This window comes from Mycoavidus sp. HKI (assembly GCF_020023735.2).
Classification (GTDB): Bacteria; Pseudomonadota; Gammaproteobacteria; order Burkholderiales; family Burkholderiaceae; genus Mycoavidus.
On sequence record NZ_CP076444.2, the window covers coordinates 1,285,154 to 1,305,031 of the forward strand.

Annotated in this window: 21 protein-coding genes and 2 tRNA genes; 13 read left to right on the forward strand and 10 right to left on the reverse strand. The window is 50.7% G+C overall.

From position 1 onward, the window contains the following. Positions 1 to 30 precede the first annotated feature (30 nt). Together KMZ15_RS04960 and KMZ15_RS04965 are read left to right on the forward strand one after the other, a co-directional pair. Positions 31 to 279, forward strand: a complete 249-nt coding sequence (locus KMZ15_RS04960) for a hypothetical protein (protein ID WP_223691197.1) — start codon at positions 31 to 33, stop codon at positions 277 to 279. A 36-nt stretch (positions 280 to 315) separates the two neighbouring features. Then, positions 316 to 392, forward strand: a tRNA-Met gene (locus KMZ15_RS04965). Positions 393 to 440: 48 nt separating this feature from the next. Here KMZ15_RS04965 and KMZ15_RS04970 read toward each other — a convergent pair. The 3 genes from KMZ15_RS04970 to rimO all read right to left on the reverse strand — a co-directional run bounded on the left by KMZ15_RS04970 (position 441) and on the right by rimO (position 3,406). After that, positions 441 to 983: a DUF6013 family protein gene (locus KMZ15_RS04970; RefSeq protein ID WP_223691198.1), complete on the reverse strand. Its 543-nt coding sequence runs from the start codon at positions 981 to 983 to the stop codon at positions 441 to 443. Positions 984 to 1,087: 104 nt separating this feature from the next. Next, positions 1,088 to 1,933, reverse strand: a complete 846-nt coding sequence (serB, locus tag KMZ15_RS04975; protein ID WP_223694718.1) for a phosphoserine phosphatase SerB — start codon at positions 1,931 to 1,933, stop codon at positions 1,088 to 1,090. A gap of 99 nt (positions 1,934 to 2,032) precedes the next feature. After that, entirely contained in the window at positions 2,033 to 3,406 is a 1,374-nt protein-coding gene (gene rimO / locus KMZ15_RS04980) for a 30S ribosomal protein S12 methylthiotransferase RimO (RefSeq protein WP_223691199.1), read from the reverse strand. A gap of 248 nt (positions 3,407 to 3,654) precedes the next feature. On the opposite strand from rimO, the gene rnr reads away from it, so the two are divergent. The 3 genes from rnr to rpiA all read left to right on the forward strand — a co-directional run bounded on the left by rnr (position 3,655) and on the right by rpiA (position 7,595). Next, a complete protein-coding gene (gene rnr / locus KMZ15_RS04985; protein ID WP_223691201.1) occupies positions 3,655 to 6,066 on the forward strand; it encodes a ribonuclease R in 2,412 nt (803 codons plus the stop codon). Between the two features lie 15 nt (positions 6,067 to 6,081). Next, positions 6,082 to 6,834, forward strand: a complete 753-nt coding sequence (gene rlmB, locus KMZ15_RS04990; protein WP_223691202.1) for a 23S rRNA (guanosine(2251)-2'-O)-methyltransferase RlmB — start codon at positions 6,082 to 6,084, stop codon at positions 6,832 to 6,834. Positions 6,835 to 6,896: 62 nt separating this feature from the next. Continuing rightward, positions 6,897 to 7,595 carry a ribose-5-phosphate isomerase RpiA gene (gene rpiA, locus KMZ15_RS04995; protein ID WP_223691203.1) on the forward strand — a complete coding sequence of 233 codons (699 nt, stop codon included), beginning with the start codon at positions 6,897 to 6,899 and terminating at the stop codon, positions 7,593 to 7,595. Between the two features lie 45 nt (positions 7,596 to 7,640). Here rpiA and KMZ15_RS05000 read toward each other — a convergent pair whose 3' ends face one another. Next, positions 7,641 to 8,438, reverse strand: coding sequence for an outer membrane protein assembly factor BamD (locus KMZ15_RS05000; protein WP_223691204.1), 798 nt, complete (start codon positions 8,436 to 8,438; stop codon positions 7,641 to 7,643). A gap of 17 nt (positions 8,439 to 8,455) precedes the next feature. On the opposite strand from KMZ15_RS05000, the gene KMZ15_RS05005 reads away from it, so the two are divergent. From KMZ15_RS05005 to KMZ15_RS05020, 4 genes are all read left to right on the forward strand, one after another. Then, on the forward strand, positions 8,456 to 9,604 hold the full coding sequence (locus KMZ15_RS05005) for an RluA family pseudouridine synthase (protein ID WP_223691205.1): 1,149 nt from the start codon (positions 8,456 to 8,458) through the stop codon (positions 9,602 to 9,604). After that, positions 9,601 to 10,434: a peptidoglycan editing factor PgeF gene (gene pgeF, locus KMZ15_RS05010; protein WP_223691207.1), complete on the forward strand. Its 834-nt coding sequence runs from the start codon at positions 9,601 to 9,603 to the stop codon at positions 10,432 to 10,434. The genes KMZ15_RS05005 and pgeF overlap by 4 nt, the downstream gene beginning before the upstream one ends. A gap of 69 nt (positions 10,435 to 10,503) precedes the next feature. Beyond that, a complete protein-coding gene (gene phaR, locus KMZ15_RS05015; protein WP_223691208.1) occupies positions 10,504 to 11,058 on the forward strand; it encodes a polyhydroxyalkanoate synthesis repressor PhaR in 555 nt (184 codons plus the stop codon). 88 nt (positions 11,059 to 11,146) lie between these two features. Beyond that, a tRNA-Ser gene (locus tag KMZ15_RS05020) sits at positions 11,147 to 11,237 on the forward strand. A 24-nt stretch (positions 11,238 to 11,261) separates the two neighbouring features. Here the strand turns inward: KMZ15_RS05020 and KMZ15_RS05025 are convergent. The 6 genes from KMZ15_RS05025 to KMZ15_RS05050 all read right to left on the reverse strand — a co-directional run bounded on the left by KMZ15_RS05025 (position 11,262) and on the right by KMZ15_RS05050 (position 16,429). Beyond that, entirely contained in the window at positions 11,262 to 12,452 is a 1,191-nt protein-coding gene (locus KMZ15_RS05025) for a DUF3596 domain-containing protein (RefSeq protein ID WP_223691209.1), read from the reverse strand. Beyond that, positions 12,428 to 12,634, reverse strand: coding sequence for an excisionase (locus KMZ15_RS05030; RefSeq protein WP_223694719.1), 207 nt, complete (start codon positions 12,632 to 12,634; stop codon positions 12,428 to 12,430). The genes KMZ15_RS05025 and KMZ15_RS05030 overlap by 25 nt, the downstream gene beginning before the upstream one ends. A gap of 323 nt (positions 12,635 to 12,957) precedes the next feature. Further along, on the reverse strand, positions 12,958 to 14,061 hold the full coding sequence (locus tag KMZ15_RS05035) for a hypothetical protein (protein ID WP_223691210.1): 1,104 nt from the start codon (positions 14,059 to 14,061) through the stop codon (positions 12,958 to 12,960). Between the two features lie 6 nt (positions 14,062 to 14,067). Then, positions 14,068 to 14,955 carry a YqaJ viral recombinase family protein gene (locus KMZ15_RS05040; protein ID WP_223691211.1) on the reverse strand — a complete coding sequence of 296 codons (888 nt, stop codon included), beginning with the start codon at positions 14,953 to 14,955 and terminating at the stop codon, positions 14,068 to 14,070. Further along, a complete protein-coding gene (locus tag KMZ15_RS05045; RefSeq protein ID WP_223691212.1) occupies positions 14,955 to 15,341 on the reverse strand; it encodes a hypothetical protein in 387 nt (128 codons plus the stop codon). Before KMZ15_RS05045 ends, KMZ15_RS05040 begins: the two co-directional genes overlap by 1 nt. A 425-nt stretch (positions 15,342 to 15,766) precedes the next feature. Beyond that, positions 15,767 to 16,429: a LexA family transcriptional regulator gene (locus KMZ15_RS05050; RefSeq protein WP_223691214.1), complete on the reverse strand. Its 663-nt coding sequence runs from the start codon at positions 16,427 to 16,429 to the stop codon at positions 15,767 to 15,769. A gap of 548 nt (positions 16,430 to 16,977) precedes the next feature. Between KMZ15_RS05050 and KMZ15_RS05055 the strand changes: the two genes are divergently transcribed. The 4 genes from KMZ15_RS05055 (at position 16,978) to KMZ15_RS05070 (ending at position 19,853) form a co-directional block, all read left to right on the forward strand. After that, positions 16,978 to 17,871: a YdaU family protein gene (locus tag KMZ15_RS05055; RefSeq protein ID WP_223691216.1), complete on the forward strand. Its 894-nt coding sequence runs from the start codon at positions 16,978 to 16,980 to the stop codon at positions 17,869 to 17,871. Position 17,872: 1 nt separating this feature from the next. Then, complete coding sequence (locus KMZ15_RS05060) at positions 17,873 to 18,664, forward strand: ATP-binding protein (protein WP_223691218.1); 792 nt, start codon at positions 17,873 to 17,875, stop codon at positions 18,662 to 18,664. An 80-nt stretch (positions 18,665 to 18,744) separates the two neighbouring features. Further along, positions 18,745 to 19,164 carry a RusA family crossover junction endodeoxyribonuclease gene (locus KMZ15_RS05065; RefSeq protein WP_223691220.1) on the forward strand — a complete coding sequence of 140 codons (420 nt, stop codon included), beginning with the start codon at positions 18,745 to 18,747 and terminating at the stop codon, positions 19,162 to 19,164. 338 nt (positions 19,165 to 19,502) lie between these two features. After that, entirely contained in the window at positions 19,503 to 19,853 is a 351-nt protein-coding gene (locus KMZ15_RS05070) for a hypothetical protein (protein WP_223691222.1), read from the forward strand. The last annotated feature ends 25 nt before the right edge of the window (positions 19,854 to 19,878 follow it).

Genomic DNA, 19,878 nt, shown 5'->3' on the forward strand with positions numbered 1-19,878 from the left:
TACTCATCACAGCATGGACGCCGCACGATAGTGAATACCGTACGCGACGACCGGGGTTTAATTCCTGAATTGAGGTTTCGAGATGTGATGTTTTTAAACTCTGGTGACTTTGAACATCATGCAAAACAACGCTGGGCTAAGCTATACGATGATACAGTGGCTGGCCCGTGCAACCTTCAAAAACTGACAGCCATCACAACGCGCAGGATCGATAAACACATGCGCCAAACAAACTCCGCAGGCGATTTTGCAAAAAATAAAAAGAATTTACTTGCGTAAACTAGAACAGTTTGCTATAGTTCTGTTCTTACCGGACGCGGGGTGGAGCAGTCTGGCAGCTCGTCGGGCTCATAACCCGAAGGTCGTAGGTTCAAATCCTGCCCCCGCAACCAACTTAGCATTGCCTGTGTCTTACAGGCAATCGCATCAAATGCTTGATTTTACCTAGTTGCCCTCACCGTCAAAATAGTTCCATCCGTCAGCTTGATTGTTTTAGATCCGCCATTCGTTGGCAATGTAAAGCGCACAATCTGGTGATGCATGCGGTCTTTCGGACAGCGCACTTTCTGGCCACTTTTCTTTGTCTCAATATAAGTCCCCTGAGGCGCGTGCGCCCGAAAACCTAATTGAATCGTGGCAACGCCGTCGTGACCCACAATTGGAGCCAGTCGCACTTTGGTCTGCCGCAGCATTGCATGCTCGCTATCGCGTGGCATATTTTCCCAGTTCGAGCATTGCCGGTCAATCGGCACGGCCCCTGTAGGCGGCACCGTTTTCCAAGTAAAATCATCGACTTCACCTGAAGCAATCAGGCGCGTTTCTTGTGAATTGCCATACAGCTTGGAGACGACTTTGACGGTGTAATGAATCGGCGCATCAAGCGATTTTGGCATTTGGCCTAACGCCAACCTACTGGTGCCGACTAAAGCCAGGACTGAGAACATGGATACAACTTTGACTGCTGTCGTTATCTGGTATTTCATCTGCCGCTCCTGCTATTTTTATGACCTGTTTTAATTACCTTGCGCCTTGTCAAAATACGGCTTCCAGGATGATCAGCAGCGTCTCCTAAACACCCACCACGCATTTATTCAAATAAGCGCAAGACCCCGTCTAACCCCGTAAAATTCAATGATACGCGTGCTGCCTGCCGCACCACTGGCTTCGCCTGAAAAGCGACAGACAAACCCGCGGGCGCCATCATCAGCAGATCATTTGCCCCATCACCTATGACAATAGCACGGGAAGCTGTGATGCCCAACTCAGCGCAGACCTCATAGAGCCAGCGCCTTTTTACCTGAGCATCAACAATCTCACCGACCACCTCACCGGTTAGCTTACCATTACTCACGCCAAGCAGGTTCGCGTGCGCATAATCCAATCGCAGACGAGCCGTCAGCCGCTCTGTAAAAAATGTGAAGCCACCCGACACTAACAGCGTATGCAACCCCGCTGCTTGCACGCCAGCAAGCATCCGTTGCGCGCCTAGCGAGAGCTTTAAGCGTTTACGCCATACTTGCTCCAGCACACTGGCATCAAGCCCTTTTAACAAAGCAACCCGACGCCGCAGGCTCTCACCAAAATCACGCAGCTCGCCCCGCATAGAAGCCTCAGTGAGTGCCGTGACTTCAGCCTTAAGCCCACAAAAATCAGCAATTTCATCAATGCATTCGATGGTGATCAGGGTCGAATCCATATCCATCACAACCAAGCCGAAGTCAGCCAAATGCAGTGGCGGCAGGTAAGCTGCGTCAAGCTGGTGCTGAGCGCACCAGGCGGTGGCTTCCGAGCGCCGAGCTAAATCTACGTCGAGAATACGCCCAGCATAGTCGTCGAGACGAATGGCCGCCACGCCACCGGCAAGTGCACGCGCTTGCTCAAGGCGGGCACTGAGCAGTGGCTGTGCGCTCTGGATAATAAGATTCACTGAAATTTAGCCTAACAATAATAAGATGCACTGAAATTTATTTAACCGACCAAATGAGTCGAAATGCTTCGTTCAAGAAATGAGTAGCCATCGATAACTCCTGCGTTAACTCGCTTTGCTACAGACTTCGCCCCATAAATCATGCCCTTGGGCGCCGGTAATTTTTACCTCAACAAAATCACCCGCTTGATAAGCTTGAGATGCTTTGGAAATCGGCTCAATATAAACTACGCCATCAATTTCTGGCGCATCTGCAGACGAACGCGCCACCCCGCCGGCTTCATTCAGTTCATCCACTAAAACACGCAATGTCTGCCCCACCTTACGCTTGAGACGTTGCACCGAGACCGTTTCGGCCACTTCCATAAAGCGCGCACGCCGCTCATTGCGCACTGCATCGGGCAACGCCCCTGGCAATTCATTGGCAGCCGCACCGGTTACAGGAGAATAGGCAAAGCACCCCACCCGGTCCAGTTCAGCGGTGCGGATAAAGTCCAGCAAGGTTTCAAACTCGGCCTCCGTTTCCCCTGGAAAGCCGGCGATAAAAGTACTCCGAATCGTTAATTCAGGGCACATCGCGCGCCATGCTTGCACCCGCTCAAGCGATTTTTGCGCGTTGGCGGGACGTTTCATCCGTTTTAACACCGCCGGGTGCGCATGCTGAAACGGGACATCAAGGTAAGGCAGGATCCGTTGCTGCACCATCAGCGGAATCAGTTCGTCGACATGCGGATAAGGATAAACATAATGTAGACGCACCCAGGCACCATACTGAGCCGCCAACTCGCCTAACGCCGTTGCGAGCTCAGTAATCCGGGTTTTGATCGGCCGGCCATTCCAAAAACCCATACGATATTTGACATCAACACCATAAGCGCTGGTATCTTGCGAAATCACGAGCAGTTCGCGGACCCCCGCACGCAACAGATTTTCTGCTTCCAGCATAATATCCGCGACCGGCCGCGAGACTAAATCGCCCCGCATCGACGGGATGATACAAAAGGTACAGTGATGATTACAGCCTTCAGAGATTTTCAGATAGGCGTAATGGCGAGGCGTTAACTTCACGCCTGCGGCCGGCACCAGATCAGCAAAGGGGTCGTGCGGCTTTGGCAAATGCTGATGCACCGCCTGCATAACTTCGCCCAGCGCATGCGGCCCCGTGACGGCGAGTACTTTTGGATGAATGTCTTTAATCAAAGAGGCGCCGCTCGCGCTTTTTTTCGCCCCCAAGCAACCCGTGACAATAACTTTACCGTTTTCGTGTAAAGCTTCGCCAATTGTATCCAGGCTTTCCTGCACCGCTTCATCGATGAAACCACAGGTGTTTACCACCACTAGATCAGCGCCAGCGTAGGTCGCAGAAATTTCATAGCCTTCGGCGCGCAATTGAGTCAAAATATGTTCAGAATCGACTAGGGCCTTTGGGCAACCCAGTGAAACAAAACCAACCTTAGGTGTAGAATGGGTAAGCGGCATCGTATAGAATCAGAAATAAAGAGGTAAACCAACAAGAAGGACGCAGGATACAACAAAGAAAACATTAAGCCAAACTGATCGGCTCGAAGAATTGATGCAACCTAAAATTTCCACTATTTGGTATAAACCTCCTTCCCTGTTAGAATATCTCTATCTAGTTAGCAGCATTGGATTTATTTGCTTCTTTCGCTTTTGCAGCTCTCATGCAAGAAAAACCTACCCACATAACAAAAAACATTAAACTGCCCTTGAATAAATTCCCTTATCCCATTCCAAGCCGCGAAGACATTCTTGGTGTGTTGCGAGCAACCACTGCTCCGCTCACTGCCCATGATATTGCTCAAGCACTCTCAGTCAAACCCTTAGAAGAGGAAGGGTTTCTGAAACGGCTAACCGCCATGGAGCGTGACCAGCAAATTGAAGCCAGCCAAGAAGGTTATTTTCAACTGGCTTCCTCCTCGACTTTTGTGGCCGGCCGCATCCAAGGTCACCGCGATGGCTATGGTTTTTTAATTCGTGACGATGCGCAAGCCGATCTCTTTCTATGCAATGCTGAAATGCAAAAGGTCATGCACAATGATCGTGTACTCGCGCGCATGGTTGGCTATGACCGCCGTGGACGGCCTGAAGGGCATATTGTTGAAGTCACCAAGCGCGCCAATACGCATGTCACTGGCCGCTTGCTGAACGAAAATGGCGCCCTGGTGCTGGTGCCAGAAGATAAGCGCATTGGCCACGATATTGTGATTGCTCCGCAGGCCCATGGTCAGGCTAAAGCCGGTCAGGTGGTGAGCGTTGAGCTGATCGAATTTCCAAGCCGTCATGCCGCGCCTTTGGGGAAAGTTGTCGAAATCCTCGGTGAGATCGATGATCCTGGCATGGAAATTGAAATCGCCGTACGCAAACACGGGGTCCCCCATCAATTTAGCGAGGCGGCACTCGCTCAAGCTAAGAAGTTACCCGAAAAAATACGCCCAACCGATCTGCACGATCGCGTCGATCTACGCGATCTGCCACTAGTCACCATCGACGGTGAAGATGCGCGCGACTTTGACGATGCGGTCTATTGCGAGCCGGTCAAAGTCGGCCGCGGCAATGGTTTTCGGCTGCTGGTCGCGATTGCGGATGTCTCCCATTATGTCAAGCCAAACGATGCGCTTGACATCGATGCGCTGGAGCGCAGCACCTCGGTTTACTTTCCGCGCCGGGTGATTCCAATGTTGCCGGAAAAATTATCGAATGGGCTGTGCTCTCTTAACCCAGGCGTAGATCGTTGCACCCTTGTGTGCGACTTAGTGATCAGCGCTCAGGGCGAGCTCCATGCGTATCAATTCTATCCTGCCGTGATTCATTCAGCAGCGCGCTTAACGTATACTGAAGTCGCCGCCATCTTAAGCGACACCAACAGCCTAGAAGCCAAAAACCACGCTGCCTTGCTGCCGCATTTACAACATCTGTATAGCGCCTATCAACTGCTGGCAAACGCGCGTCATCAGCGCGGAGCAATTGATTTTGATACGGTCGAAACCTATATTGTGTGCAATGCGCTTGGCAAAATCGAGCAAATTGTCCCCCGCACGCGCAATGAAGCACACAAATTAATTGAAGAGTGCATGCTAGCCGCTAATGTCTGCGCGGCTGATTTCTTAAAGCGCCATAAACACCCGGGGCTATACCGCATCCATGACAGCCCGACCGAAGAAAAGCTCGCCAATCTAAGGAGCTTTTTGCGTGGCTTTGGGCTCTCGCTGGCAGGCGGCGATAAACCCCATGCTAGCGAATATGCTGCACTAATGGCACAAATACGTCTGCGGCCAGATGCGCAAATGCTGCAAACGATGCTGCTACGCTCAATGCAACAAGCCGTCTATAGCCCAGACAATATTGGTCATTTCGGCTTAGCCTATGAAGCGTATGCCCACTTTACTAGCCCGATTAGACGTTACCCCGATTTACTTACGCATCGCGCCATCCGAGCGGTGCTAAGCGGCAAGCGCTATCAACCCGCCCTGTTGCCGGGTATGCAACTCAATACTGCCCTGAGCAACCGTGCCCGCGCTTTACAAAACGAAGCCAGTACCGCACCAAAACCGCCACGCCAAGGCAAGGAAGCGATTTGGGAGTCGCTTGGCCTGCACTGTTCAGCCAATGAACGACGCGCAGATGAAGCCTCGCGCGATGTTGAAGCCTGGCTTAAATGTTATTTTATGCGCGATAAACTCGGCGCAGAATATGGTGGCATGGTCAGCGCAGTAACTTCATTTGGCATCTTTGTGCAACTCGATACGCTGTTTGTTGAAGGTCTAGTGCATGTGACCGAACTTGGCTCAGATTATTTTCAATATGATGAAATCAAAAACGAATTACGCGGCGAGCGCAGCGGCACTCGCTACCGGCTGGCCGATCGCGTATGCGTACAGGTAGGTCGAGTTGATCTTGACACACGTAAAATTGATTTTATTCTGGTGCAGGATCAGCCAGTTAAAACTTCTCGCAAGCTGCCAGCAGGCCAAACCACCAAAACGGTCCCTGCCAAAGCCGAGAAAAAGCCTAAAGCAAAAGTAACCCAGCCGGCAAAAAAAGAACCCGCTGAAACGCCTCGACGTGCACCCCGCGGCAGCACCCAGGCTAGCTCAAAACGCCCGCGCAAAAAAACTTGATTTCTCTTCTACAGCATGGCTCATCTCAAACTTCTTTACGGTTTTCACGCAATCACGGCACGGCTGCGGCATGACGCATCCACTATCACTGAAATCTTATATGATCCAAACCGCCGCGACCGGCGGATGCAGGATTTTTTAAATACCGCCACCGGCGTGCGGCTGATTGCAGCTGACGAAGGTAGATTGCAAGGACTCGCCGGCACTGACCGCCACCAAGGCGTAGTCGCGCGCGTCACGGAAGTCTACCTGGCCCAGAATCTGGCCGAGCTACTCGATGGCATTAGCGGCTCAGCGCTCTTATTGGTGCTTGACGGCGTCACTGATCCGCATAATCTTGGCGCCTGCTTGCGCGTGGCGAATGCAGCTGGCGCACAGGCGGTAATCGCCCCTCGTGATCGGGCGGTGGGACTCAATGCAACTGCCGCCAAAGTAGCCAGCGGCGCAGCTGATATAACCCCTTATATTACGGTCACCAACCTAGCACGCGCCTTACGCGAATTAAAAGACGCCAATATTTGGGTGACCGGCACCGCGGATGATGCTCCCGCCAGCCTATATGAAACCAAACTTACCGGTCCGCTGGCGCTGGTCATGGGCGCAGAAAGCGAAGGCATGCGCCGCTTAACCCGCGAAACCTGCGATGAAGTGATGCACATTCCAATGGCCGGCACAGTTGAAAGTCTAAATGTATCGGTAGCCAGCGGGATTGCCTTATTCGAGGCGCGGCGGCAACGGATCATGGTGAACTCGGTACCCAAGCGCTAAAAAAACCATGGCCAACTCAGCTCCCGTTGAATCATTTTAATTCTCTTTTTTGATCTACCTCAATGTCCCAGGACACCTTAAAATTTCTCGTTAGCCAAGCGGCGGCGGATTATGTGCTCGCCCACACCCCAGAAGGGGCCGTGATCGGTATCGGCACCGGCTCAACCGCCAACTATTTTATTGACGTTCTGGCTGAGCGCAAAGTGTTTGGCAGCCGCTATCGGGGTGCTGTGTCGAGCTCAAATGCAAGCACCTCGCGGCTGCAAATGCATGGGATTGAAGTATTCGAACTCAATCAGATCGAAACCTTACCGGTGTATATCGATGGTGCTGACGAGATCAATCATCATGGGCATATGATTAAAGGCGGTGGCGGTGCGCTGACGCGCGAGAAAATTATTGCGATGGTAGCCGAGACATTTATCTGCATTGCAGATGCCTCTAAACGCGTCGATACATTAGGTCACTTCGCACTACCGGTTGAAGTTATGCCCATCGCACGCAGCGCACTAAGCCGCAAGCTCCTCGCATTAGGCGGCATGCCGGTATTACGCACCACCTCAAATAGCACGCCTTATCTGACGGATAATGGCAATCAAATTATTGATGTTCAGCACTTAAATATCACTGACCCACTAACCCTCGAAGCGGAGATTAACAGCTGGCCGGGGGTCGTGACCGTGGGACTCTTTGCCAAACGCCACGCAAACTTATGCTTATTAGCCAGCGCAGCGGGCATTGAGACCATTCAGTACGCTTAAAGAAGCGCTAGCGGCGACGGACAACCGCTAGTCAATCCATACGCGTCACGATTTAATCTTCAACTTGCAACCGCTATCCCGCAGATAGCGGCTCGCCGGGAAAGAGGCCTGCAAGACACGCTCAGCATCGTTAGCCAGTTTTGTTTGGCCAAGCGCGCGATAGGAAAGCACCATAATATGCAGCGCATCTTCGGTAGCCGGCGCGTTTTCGTATTGCTTAAGCGCTGCTTGCGCGCGATTCACCGCCGCAATATAAGCGCCCCGCCGATAATAGTAATCAGCCGTATGCACTTCGTGGGCCGCCAGGGCATTGACAATATAGCGCATCCGTTGCGCGGCATCCTGCGCATACGGACTTTGTGGATAGCTCGCAACCACTATTTTGAAGGCGCTGTATGAATCACGCATCGCCTTTGGATCACGCTCACTGATGTCTTGTCGGCTCAGGCGGCCGAATAAACCAAGCTCATCATTAAAATTGATGACGCCCTTTAGATAATAAGCGTACGCAATGTTAGGATGACTCGGATGCAATTGAATAAAACGATTAACGGCCTGCAAAGCAGCGGCCGTTTCGTTATCTTTCCAGTTGCAATAAGCAACATTGATTTGAGCTTGCTGCACATACTCGCCAAACGGATCTCGGCCTTCTAGCGCTTCAAAATATTTCGCGCAACGAGCCCAGTCACCGCCGGTTAGCATTTCCTGGGCCTCCGAGTATAATTTTCCATTAGACCAGGTTGTTGTTTCATCAATCTTTTCAGGTAAACCGCTACAGCCTGTCAGAATGGCCGCGATACTTCCTAAAAGAACCACTATTTTAAATTTATTCAGCACTTGCATTTGTCTTTTCAATCTCAATGACTCGTTTTCTCGTAGAAGATTATAGCCCAAGCCTCGACTCTGCCGCCGGATTTGACGCAGATATACTCGATGATGATGCTCTCGCGCTGTGTGCAGAGCCCACTGAGGGTGCGCCAGCAGACGAGCTGCCTCAGCTAATGGCCCAGATTCCGGCCGAATTGGCAGGCCAACGCCTGGACAAAGCACTCGCTCGCCTGTTCCCGAGTTATTCACGCAACCGCTTGCAAAGCTGGATAGAAACCGGGCGTGTACAAGTCAACGGCCAGCCTGGCCGCATCCGTCAAGCCGCGCCACTGGCCGCATCGATCGTGATCGCCCCCGAGCCATTGCCTGAGGAAACTGCGTTTACAGCGGAGCCCGTGCCGCTTGAAATAGTTTACGAAGATGCCGCACTGCTGGTGATTAATAAACCCGCCGGGCTGGTGGTCCATCCGGCCACAGGTAACTGGCATGGCACCGTGCTCAACGGACTGTTGCACCGCTATGGCAAAGCCGCCGCCGGCCTGCCCCGCGCTGGCATTGTCCATCGACTCGACAAAGATACGTCTGGCTTAATGGTGATTGCACGCACGCTGACGGCACAAACTCACCTGGTCCGTCAGCTACAAGCGCGTACCGTCAAACGCCGTTATCTTGCCTTCGTTTGGGGCACACCCAATGCCCATGGCACGATTAATGCTCCGCTTGGCCGCGACCCGCGCAATCGCATCAAAATGGCCGTGGTAGCGGGTACCGTGGGTAAACCCGCACGCACCCATTATCGACGGATTGCAACCGGCACCCTAGCGGGCCAATCCTTCGCTGCCATACAGTGCGATCTCGAAACCGGGCGCACCCACCAAATTCGTGTGCATTTGGCCCATATTGGCCATCCGCTCATCGGCGACCCGCTGTACTGTAAAACCGCCCCCTATACGCAACTCTTAGCCACCACCCGTGCCGCTGACTTTGCACGGCAAGCACTCCACGCCTGGCAACTCAAATTAGAGCACCCGGTAACCGGCCTCGCCTGCGCATGGCACACGCCTGCGCCCGCTGACATCTCCCTGCTGGCAGAGGCATTAGGCCTAGCGCCGACGGTGATGAGCGATACCATTGAAGCTGAGGGTGTAGAGCATAACGACCCACAACACCCACTGACATGAAGCCAGACACAACGGCATACTCTCCATTATCACTAGCAAATTGCCTCACGCCTAATTGGCCGGTCTCATCACGAGTGCGCATACTCTTTACAACCCGTATCGGCGGCGTGAGTCCCCCGCCCTATGGACAATGGCAGAACCGGATTGAATCTGCGGGAGGCCTTAACCTGGGCCTGCATACAGGGGATCAAGCAGAGTGCGTTGCCGCCAACCGTCAACGTCTAGCCACCCTTACCGACACCCGTATCGCCTGGCTTGAGCAGGTTCATCAAACCAACGTAGTGCGCGCAGAAACTGCGCTAGAGGCACTTCACCCACCACGCGCAGACGCCAGCGTCACAGCGCAAGCCGGCATTGCCTGTACCATCATGAGCGCTGACTGCCTGCCAGTACTCATCTGCGATGGCGCAGGTCGCGCAGTGGGGGCCGCTCACGCCGGCTGGCGCGGCCTCGTAGCTGGTGTGCTAGAACACACCGCCGCTGAAGTTGCTGCCCTGACAAGCTCAAGCCAAGAGTTATATGCATTTCTTGGGCCGGCAATTGGCCCGCACGCCTTTGAAGTGGGTGACGATGTACGCGCTGCATTTTTAGCAGCGGCCACAGCAGGTGAAAGCGCTACCACTGCCGCCGCCTTCCGCCCTCGCCTAAATACGCCAGGAAAATATTGGGCCAACTTATTCGCCTTGGCACGTCTGCGGCTCATCCGCGCTGGCATTCAACGCATCAGCGGTGGCGCCTGGTGCACTGTTTCCGACCCTACGCACTTCTATTCATATCGACGACAAACTTTAACAGGACGTCAAGCGGCAATGATCTGGCTTGAGCACTAAATCGAAGATGAGTGGCGTATCCGCGTAATTTAGTGAATACTATAGGACAGTAAGCCAACAAGAGCAAAAATGACCAACGAAACAAATCTGCGCTTAATAAAAAAATACCCGAATCGCCGACTCTACGACACGCAAACGAGTATGTACATTACGCTAGCCGATGTAAAACAGCTGGTGCTAGACGAGCAGACATTTAGGGTAGTAGATGCTAAAACAAACGAAAATCTGACACGCAGCATCTTGCTGCAAATCAGCTTCGAGGAAGAAAGCATTGGCGCGCCTATTTTTTCTCATGAAATGCTATTGCAAATCATCCGCTTTTACGGCCACCCTATGCAGGAAATGGTTGGCAACTATCTACAAAAAAATCTGCAAGCTTTCATCGATATTCAAAACACCTTCACCGAACAATTGAAAGATATTTACGATAGCAACATCTCTGCTGATATGTGGTCACAATTTATCAATATGCAAGCGCCTTTAATGCAAACCATGATGACCGGCTATCTCGAACAATCGAAGAATTTGTTTATACAAATGCAAACGCAAATACGGGATCAAGCAAAAGATATGTTTGACACGCTCACGCTGCAGCCACAACTGGATGCCAACCAAGAAAATTAAAACTAAAAAACAATAAATTAAGACAGTAACCCCATCGTTCTGATAGAATCTGCCCTCGTCGCTGTTCGCTGCGACAGCAGAAAATCTAGGAAAGGTGGCAGAGTGGTCGAATGCGCCGGACTCGAAATCCGGTATACGGGTCTCCCGTATCGAGGGTTCAAATCCCTCCCTTTCCGCCAAAAATTCCCTTATATTTCATTAGCTTAGAAACCTAAGCTACTTTTTCTGGGACAAATTTGGGGCAAATTCTCTCCAAGGCTCGACTCAAACCGCGCCATTTCTAAGTCGTTTTGTGCGCCGTCTAGCCATTTTGCATAAGTGTGCAAAAACATTTCAATACTGTGTCCAAGCTGTCGAGCGCAAAAAGCCGGAGTCATTCCAGCCATCAGCATCATCGTGGCGTAAGAATGTCGCATATTGTAAGGGCGTCGATAGCGGATACCCAAGCGCTTCAAGCAGGGTGTCCAGTGGTTAAGCCGGAAGCCCTCCCAATCCTTGTCCATCCAAGGCTTATCATGAACCCGCCATACATGCTTTCCGGTTATTCGAGTGTGTTTAGCTTGGCGATTAATCGCTCCTAGCGCACGGCTGTTCAGTATCACGTCGCGCGCTACGTTGGTTTTGGTGCTGCTTTTCTCTTCGTCCAACACGATGACTTCGGCAACAGTGAGTTTCTTGTTGTACAAGTCAACATTAGGCCAGCGCTGACCAGCCACTTCTGACGTGCGTAGGCCGGTAAAGAACCATGCCTCAACCATGTTATAAATCTGCTCGGGGTAGTGTTTCCCCATGTCCGCAATAATCGCTTCAGCCTCATCGCGGCTAAAGGGGTCGGGCTGCGGCTTTTGGTGTTTGGCACGCGGTACCTCCTGGGCTGGGTTCTTGCTGATGATTTTATCTGATACAGCCAAGTCGAGTGCTTGACGAATAACGGACACGTAGTTGTTTATCGTCTTGCCACTCAAATCAGGCCGTTGGGCAATCGCTGTGAGCAGGTGACTCAGTTTGAGCTTACATAACGTTAGTGTGCCTAAGGGCATCTGTTTTTCTTTGTAAGCGATCGCTCTGTTCCAGAAATTGATCCCGTTTTTATAGCCAGCTTTAGTTGATTTTTTGATGTTCTGCGTATCTAACCACGTGTCAAACCAGCCTTTCAAGGTGAACACACCATCAGCGCCACTTGTTGGGAAGTATTCGGCCATATTAAATGTGCCGTGCCGTATCCGCTCCCGTATTTCCTGTGCGATACGATGCGCATATTTCATATTCGCCGACGTGGGCTGCATCGGTTGGTCATTAAGCATTAATAATTTGCGCTCGCGCTTGCCGTCGAAAGTAAACGACAATCTGATCGCGTTACCATGAATTTCTACGCCAGTACCTTTTCTACCCATTGTTGATATCCTTTCATCGATATATAAATCTCTCCGTCCTTTCGCAGGTATTCTTGGCGTTCAATCCATTTGCCATCTTCAATTTTGCGTCTGATGGCTTTCTCCGTCAGTCCTGTGATGGTGGCGGCCAGATGGATCCTAACGTAGGGGGCGGCAGCTACCTGAATGACCGTTTCGCGCATGGTCATTTATTCCTCACTCCATGATTTAACATAGCGTTCATTTGCATTTTCTAGCACCATTTATGTTTACCTCTTTTATTGATTGATAAAAATATTTTCAAGTCAATGATCAGCGATCCTAACAGGTAGGATGAATTTTGAGAGGTAGCTAAAGAGTTTTACCCGCCATTTGCCAAGCTTTGAAAATAGAAAAGCCTTGTCGCTTCCAGTAAAAAAAGCCGGAGAGGAATTTTTTCCAGTGGAGGAGTTTGGCTAAGAATTTTTTCATGGCAGCACCTTTACGATAATTTTTCAGGAACATAGGCTGATATGTTTAGCGGCATCTAGCATTGCTTTGATAAGTCGAGTTCGGCGCGGCGCTGGTGGTAAATGGCGCTTAATTCCGCGCGGTGCGCTGGTTCAGCTACTTCGCCAATTAGGTCGGCAGCCGCATCAAGTAGGTCAACATCGCTTGCTCTGTGCAGTTGGTCGGATACTTGAGTGAAGGTGATGCCGAATGCTTGCTGTTTGCTGCCTGGTTCAAGTTGGTGCAGTGCATTATCTTGTTGGTCTATGCTGCTTGTTTTCTGTGCCGCCTCGCGCTGTTCCCGAGCCTTGGCTTTGACGGAATGGGTTCTGGATGCGGTTGTGGCTTGTGGGGTGGTTTCTGTCTCGGTGACGTCGAACCAATCAGCGGGGGTGCTCATGCCATCACGCAGACTGGTGTAAATCTTTTTGAGGCTGACGACCTGCGCGGGTTGGATGGCATCGAGGCGACGCTGAATGCGTTTCTCAATCTGCTCCTTGGTTACACCGAACGGCTCAAAGGCCGCCATCATCTTCTGCATGGCTTCTGGCGAGGTCTCTGCCTTGATGCGCATGGTGGCCTCGCATTGAGCAACTGCTGTCTCGGTCACGTCACCAGGAATCACGGCCAATATGCACGCACGTAAACGCCTTGCTCCTTGATTAGCAATTAACTCGTAAATTTCGCGTGGGTCTTCTAACTTGTACGAACCTTTCCGTGTATAGCGGAGGTGCGGTACTTGAAACGTGATTTCTCGGCGGGTATTGGTCTCAACGTCCCACGCATAAGCTTGTACTGTGGATTCACCATTGGTTTGATCCAATTCACGGATACCAAATTGCAAATTACCCCAGGCTTGGGCTATCGCTTCGGCAAGCCTAATTGATGGGCCGCTGACATTAGAACCGCCTTTTGCGTAGGTATACACAGCAGCGTCTGCGAGACTCGGACGTGTGCAGGTGTTGAGGATGCGATCCATCGCGACGATGGGATCGCGAGGATTCATCCGAGCGATCATCATGGCTGCCTGAACTTCTGCGACTGCGCGCTGTTGGTCTGTTTGGGCTATAGCGTTGACACCCGAGCGCGCTTGAGTCGCAGAGGATGCTGCGAAGGGATTAGCGGTGAGGACTTCATTCATGCTTGTTTACTCCTTAGTTGTGCCAAAACGGGCATCGATATAGCTAGTTGCTTCGACGGTGTAGGGTTTTTTCTGAATTGACTTACGGCGAAAGACCTTGTTGCTATCCAGTTTCAGAACAGCGGCTTCACCCATAAAAGCCAGAAGATGATTTTTAGCGCCTTCTGCGACCTTTTCATATTCGCTTGCACGCTTGGCAGCATCTTGTGCAACCTTGGCCCAATGCAGGATTATTTCGTCGGCTTCGATTGTTGCTCCATTGGTTCCTGGATACAGTCTCTTGAACATCGGAAGCGTTGCAGGGTGATCGAACTCCGGCTCTGGTGGTACTCCAGCTAGAACGTGCTTGTGCCAGAAGTCGTGGGCTGTCTCGATGATTATTTCGTCCATCTCTGGATCGCGCTCCATCGGGTAGATGCGCAGATCATCCCCGCCGAAGTAAGCTGCTACGTCAAATGCCGGGTAGTCTAGAATTAGCATGTAGTGGTGTGGCTGCGGGACGTAGTATTCAGCAATGGCATCAGGCTGGCCGTCTTTGCCCCATAAATAGCCCATGCGCGGACTAACGTTCTTGATCTCAAGCCCTTTTGATATGCCGACAAAATCGCGGTCAATATGTGCAATCAGAAAGCCGTGTTCGGGGTGGCGTAGAGTCTTGTTCACTCGGCGTAGTTTGCTGCCTGTGCGTTCCGAAACCATAGCTGCAATCACTTGCTCCATGACCTTACCAGCCTTTGTACGACTGTTGTCTGGGTGTGGTTTGATTTCGCCACGTTTTTGTAAATAGAGCTCGAGCTTGGTGGAGAATGGGTTGATGCCAAATAGTGTTGCAATGTCACTGCCCCCCAAGCCAGATTGTCTCTCCTTCAAAAAGGCATCGTTCGATACGTTCATCAGTAGCTCCTTCTGTAGTTTTCGTCAAAGTGGCGGCAGCCTCGATCAAGGCAGCGTGGGCAGGCATTCGCTCGTTCGTTTTCAATCTCGCGCTCGGCCTTGCGTTGGGCTTCTCGTTCCCAATACACATTCACCAAAGCGGCGAGTGCTTTTCCCGCCTCTTCGTAGTTACCTGCCTTGAGCAAAGCGGCGATGGTTTCGATGTTGATCTCGCAGATCGCCTCCAACAGGTTGTTGATCGATAATGGATAGCAATCGCTGCCATCGCCAAGTAGCTTTTCTTGTCTCGCATCGACTGTTTCTTGCCAGCGTTCGTTCTCGTCAAATTGCGTGAGGTAGCGATTCAGATCAGCGGTAACAGCGCATGGAAAGCCATGAATGTTCATAGCAGCGTCACCTTGGCAAGATTCCAAGCGCTGCGGATGCTATGGCCGCGGCGTACGTAATAGACGAAGTTGGTTAGGAATTTTTTCATGGTAATGCTCTTACGCTTCGATTGAGTGTTGGTTCCTTGGTTATCTCTGTCATGAACTTTCCCTATTTCAATGTTAAGAGTCAGACCGGCGTAATGTTCTTAACCCAGCCCGTTCCAACTGTCGAATTTGTTGCCAACGGCTAGTGTTTACTTTTGTCTATCAAATTAAACATATTTGTCTATCAAATTAAACAGTTTGGACGAGGAAATGTCAAGAGAATTAATTAAATTGATTCTCTTTTAGTTGATTTGAATCGACAAAACGATTCGTAGGTGGAGTGAGGGGGGGGCTAGGAAGAAGCGAAAAGCGTCTTCCTAGCTGCTTGTGCTTCTAGATTAGATGCGTTCGCTCTGCTTATGAACAATGCGGCCAATAATGAAATTATCTTCGGTAATTAGCTTATCTCTATAAATTCTTTTTTCCGCATTGTCTGATGCGGCTAGCCATTGATTACCTGTTTTAAAGAGGCGTCTGATCACGACCGCCTTTTCATCGTGAACCGCAAAGGCAACCCCCTCTTTAGGGGTGGTATCAGCAGTATTAACGATAACCCAGTCGCCATCATATAGAGCGGGCTCCATAGCTGAGCCTTTTATCTCGATAGCAAAAAGCTCTTCGGGATGATAGTTGTTTTTTTCATACCATTCTTGAGAAAAAAAGATGGGGGCCATATTGTCTCCGGTTGGCTCAGTAGAAAATTTACGTGTGCCCTCGAAGAAATTAATTTTGACCCTGTTAACAGGCTTACTACCCTTTTCGCGTTCAGCCAGCTTAACTTTTTCGCCCCATTCTTTGGGCCCTACTCCCTGAGAGAGCCAATCTAAATGTACCTGCAAAGCCTTTGCAGCCTTCGTTAAATTTTGTCCATCGGGAACTTTCACTTTGCCATTACGCCAAACGGAAATTGTTCCAGGGGGAATGCCCGAGAGCCGCGAAAACTCTGCTGGAATGAGGCCCTTCTCGTCCAATATGGACTGAAATCTATCTTTAAAACTCATATCGCATTGAAAACTTCTTTAGGATGCGTTGAAAAAACCTTTGGGGCTTTCACCAAATTTTCCCCCTCGGTTCAGGCGAGACTGTTCTCGACAAGTTACAACTTTACCTCATATTTTCCTTCAGTGTTCACTTAATTAAACGCTTTTGGCACAAGTGTTCACTTAATTAAATGCTTGATTGTTTAACTAAATAGAAATATTATTAGTTTAATTTCATAGATAAATTAAAGTGCACGAAATTATGATTCTTTCAAAGCAGCAGGCTATTAGGGTATTTGGCAGTGGCGCTGATCTTGGGCGGGCTATCGGTGTGGGTCGGAGTGCAATTTCACAATGGCCAGAGAAACTAAATCAAAGGCAAACAGATTTAGTTATAGGCGCTGCCCTTCGCTTAGACAAGCCATTGCCTATAAGTTATGAAGCGCATATTCGTGTATCCAAAGAACAGAGAAATTGAAATGAGCAAACCATCACGTCCAGTCATGACGTATCACGGTGGCAAATTTCGCCTCGCAGATTGCGATCATCTCGTTTTTCTCTGAGCACCAATGAACTATTACGAACATCATATCGGTGATTACACTGAGGCTACCGCGCATCTAAATTTTATTGAGGATGCAGCTTATAGCCGGTTGATTCGGAAGTACTACGCCAGCGAAAAGCCAATCCCTGTTGATCTTAAGGTCGTACAACGTCTCGTCAGCGCTCGAACCAAAGAGGAACGCGAAGCGGTCGTTACCGTACTTGAAGAGTTTTTTATTCTGAAGGAAGACGGCTGGCACAACCACCGTTGCGATAAGGAAATCAGCCGGTATAAAGAAGGTGACGCCGAACGCCAGCAAAGAGCCTCTCACGAGAAAGAGCGAATGCGCCGAAACCGTGAAGAACGCGCACGTCTGTTTGCCGAGCTCCGGAAGTTTGGCATTACTCCGAAATGGGACACGCCTATTACGCAACTGCGGGAGCTGATAAAACGCACCAGAAACGCACCTATAACGCGAACAGGTACTGAACAGGAGCAAACCTGCAACGTATCTGCAACGCGAACAGGTGCCGAACAAGAACGCACCTGTAACGCACCTGCCACGGCTAACCAGACACCAGACACCAACCCCCAGTCACCAAACACCAGTACCCATATGTGTAAAGACACACACATAACCACTCGCGCAGGCGCGGTGTGTGTCGCGCTCAGTGCAGCCGGGCTTTCTTCGGTTAACTCATCTCACCCCGACTTGCTGGCGCTGCTGGATGAGGGGGCCGAAATTCAAGAATTCGTTAACGCGGTTCCGATTGCACGTGAGCGTGGCAAGGGCTTTGCCTATGTGCTTGGGGTCGTGAAGGGGCAGCGTTCAGACGCGCAACGCTTGGTCTCACAGGACAAATTAAAGCCAAGACAAGGAGCAACGCATGACAGGCATGATGTCGAGGAACCGGCCTGATATGAACGCCGAGAGAAATGCGTTAAGCGCGGTGAATTTTGCGCAAACCGCTATCGATTCAGCACGGGCAAATAGCCTGTCAGATTTGGCGTTACGGCCTTTCACCATGCAGTTTGAGGAGTGCGAAAAACACGGCAAATACCCGTTGAACACGCAGGATGAGCGAGGGCAGGAACGCTGGTTTGCAGGCAGTTGCCCTACCTGCCGCAAGCAGGAAAACGCCGCCCGGTTGCTGGCAAATAGCAATATCCCAAGGCGGTTTTTGGATTGTGATTTTTGCAACTACGAGGCGACCACTAGCGAGCAGCAGCTTGTGCTTAATCGCTGCAAGGAATACGCCAACGACTTCGCCAAGTACCGCGAAACAGGCACGTGCCTGCTACTTTGCGGGCGCACAGGTACGGGAAAAAACCACCTCGCCACCGCAATCACTCGCCAGTTATTGGCAGCTGGGTATTCGGTGCTACGCATTAAGGCAAGCGAATACTTTGATGCGTATTGGTCGAAAGCGTTTGACGAGCGCGAGACATGGCTTAAAAACATGGCATCTGTTGATCTGCTCATCATGGATGAAATAGGCAGAAGCAGTAACGCCAAAAGCGCAAAAGATGCCTTTTTCCGGCTATTAGATGCTCGCTACGAAGCGCAACTGCCAAATTTGCTAGCGACAAATCATAACCGCGAAGAGTTAATAGATATCTTGGGCACCGCAGCCTATGACCGACTGACAGAGCGCGGTGGCGTGCGACTGACGCTAGATTGGGAAAGTTATCGCGCAAAAAAAGAGTTTTAAGCATGACACAGGTATTACGCCGTGCGCCGAAATTGTCGCTCGGTTAGATGACGCTGATTTGAATTTTTTCGGACTAAAAAATGCCAGACACCATCAAATTCATCATTCCAGGCGAGCCAGTCGCAAAAGGTCGAGCCCGTTCATTCGTTCGAAATGGCCGTATCGCGCACTACACACCAGCAAAAACCGCTCGATATGAAAGCCTTGTCCGGCTGGTTGCGCAGCAGGCAATGAGCGAGAAATTGCCTGTAGAGGGTGCCGTAAACCTAACTATTCGAGCCTTCCTTACCATCCCGACAAGCTGGAGTCTTAAGAAGCAACAAGCGGCAGCTATCGGCGCAATTGCTCATACCAAGCGCCCCGACTTGGACAATATCGTTAAGGCTATCAAGGATGGTGCAAACGGCGTGACGTGGGAGGATGACTCTCAAGTAATCGATGTGCGCGCCAGTAAGCAGTACGGAACGCCCCGCGTTGAGGTGGAGATAACTATCTGCTGATGGCGAGACGATAACCACGCTATCAGCCTCGCTCACATTTCATAACAACAAATTGCCATCACTACAAAGAGAAAATTTTAAAAAGCCATTGTAGAGGCGTACTGGGCCTTACCAATGGAGACATCCTAGACTTGGACGCACATATGACCATAACCGCCACACCTATCTTTAGATCCGTGCAGCAGTGCTTACATTTTTCTTTTCTCATGGAGATTTTGCCAGCAACATACAAAAGCCGAATGCAGACACTAATTAAAAAAACTAGAACATTTAGCTCTATAAACCTTGACGGGCTGACGGCATTGGAAGTTCGGGGGCAGTGTGCATTAGTGCGTAATATGGTAATGCTTCACTTGCCCCAATCAGAGGTAGATGCAATTCATGCATGGTATGGACATCAAGAATGTAAAGCGGGCGGTGTGCGTGGCATCCGCGATTACAGCCGGGAAAAGATATTCACACAGCACGACGAGGCAACGCTAGCGATAGCGTGGAGCGTGTTTGTTAGAGGGGCGCAGCGTAAGCACCTGTCCACCCGCAAAATTGCTAAAGAATATGGGCTATCTCAATCTACCGTAATGCGTGATGTAAAGGTTATCGCCCACAACGGAAGAGCACTTGAAGGCGAGGCAATCGAGCGTTTAACGCCGATTTTTGAGCGTAGCGGGCTGATAGAAATTGTTGAGTGATTGAAAAAACAGGCATTTTTCTTAA

Coding starts and splice junctions, on each gene's coding strand:
- KMZ15_RS05030 (WP_223694719.1), bottom strand. CDS start 12,634: ATGCGCGAAACGGTCATTCAGGTAGCTGCCGCCCCCTACGTTAGGATC.
- KMZ15_RS05070 (WP_223691222.1), top strand. CDS start 19,503: ATGGTAATGCTTCACTTGCCCCAATCAGAGGTAGATGCAATTCATGCA.
- KMZ15_RS05050 (WP_223691214.1), bottom strand. CDS start 16,429: ATGAGTTTTAAAGATAGATTTCAGTCCATATTGGACGAGAAGGGCCTC.
- rpiA (WP_223691203.1), top strand. CDS start 6,897: ATGTCCCAGGACACCTTAAAATTTCTCGTTAGCCAAGCGGCGGCGGAT.
- rimO (WP_223691199.1), bottom strand. CDS start 3,406: ATGCCGCTTACCCATTCTACACCTAAGGTTGGTTTTGTTTCACTGGGT.
- pgeF (WP_223691207.1), top strand. CDS start 9,601: ATGAAGCCAGACACAACGGCATACTCTCCATTATCACTAGCAAATTGC.
- KMZ15_RS05000 (WP_223691204.1), bottom strand. CDS start 8,438: ATGCAAGTGCTGAATAAATTTAAAATAGTGGTTCTTTTAGGAAGTATC.
- KMZ15_RS05065 (WP_223691220.1), top strand. CDS start 18,745: ATGCCAGACACCATCAAATTCATCATTCCAGGCGAGCCAGTCGCAAAA.
- KMZ15_RS05025 (WP_223691209.1), bottom strand. CDS start 12,452: ATGGGTAGAAAAGGTACTGGCGTAGAAATTCATGGTAACGCGATCAGA.
- KMZ15_RS04970 (WP_223691198.1), bottom strand. CDS start 983: ATGAAATACCAGATAACGACAGCAGTCAAAGTTGTATCCATGTTCTCA.
- KMZ15_RS05035 (WP_223691210.1), bottom strand. CDS start 14,061: ATGAATGAAGTCCTCACCGCTAATCCCTTCGCAGCATCCTCTGCGACT.
- KMZ15_RS05005 (WP_223691205.1), top strand. CDS start 8,456: ATGACTCGTTTTCTCGTAGAAGATTATAGCCCAAGCCTCGACTCTGCC.
- KMZ15_RS05045 (WP_223691212.1), bottom strand. CDS start 15,341: ATGAACATTCATGGCTTTCCATGCGCTGTTACCGCTGATCTGAATCGC.
- KMZ15_RS05040 (WP_223691211.1), bottom strand. CDS start 14,955: ATGAACGTATCGAACGATGCCTTTTTGAAGGAGAGACAATCTGGCTTG.
- KMZ15_RS05055 (WP_223691216.1), top strand. CDS start 16,978: ATGAACTATTACGAACATCATATCGGTGATTACACTGAGGCTACCGCG.
- KMZ15_RS05060 (WP_223691218.1), top strand. CDS start 17,873: ATGAACGCCGAGAGAAATGCGTTAAGCGCGGTGAATTTTGCGCAAACC.
- rlmB (WP_223691202.1), top strand. CDS start 6,082: ATGGCTCATCTCAAACTTCTTTACGGTTTTCACGCAATCACGGCACGG.
- phaR (WP_223691208.1), top strand. CDS start 10,504: ATGACCAACGAAACAAATCTGCGCTTAATAAAAAAATACCCGAATCGC.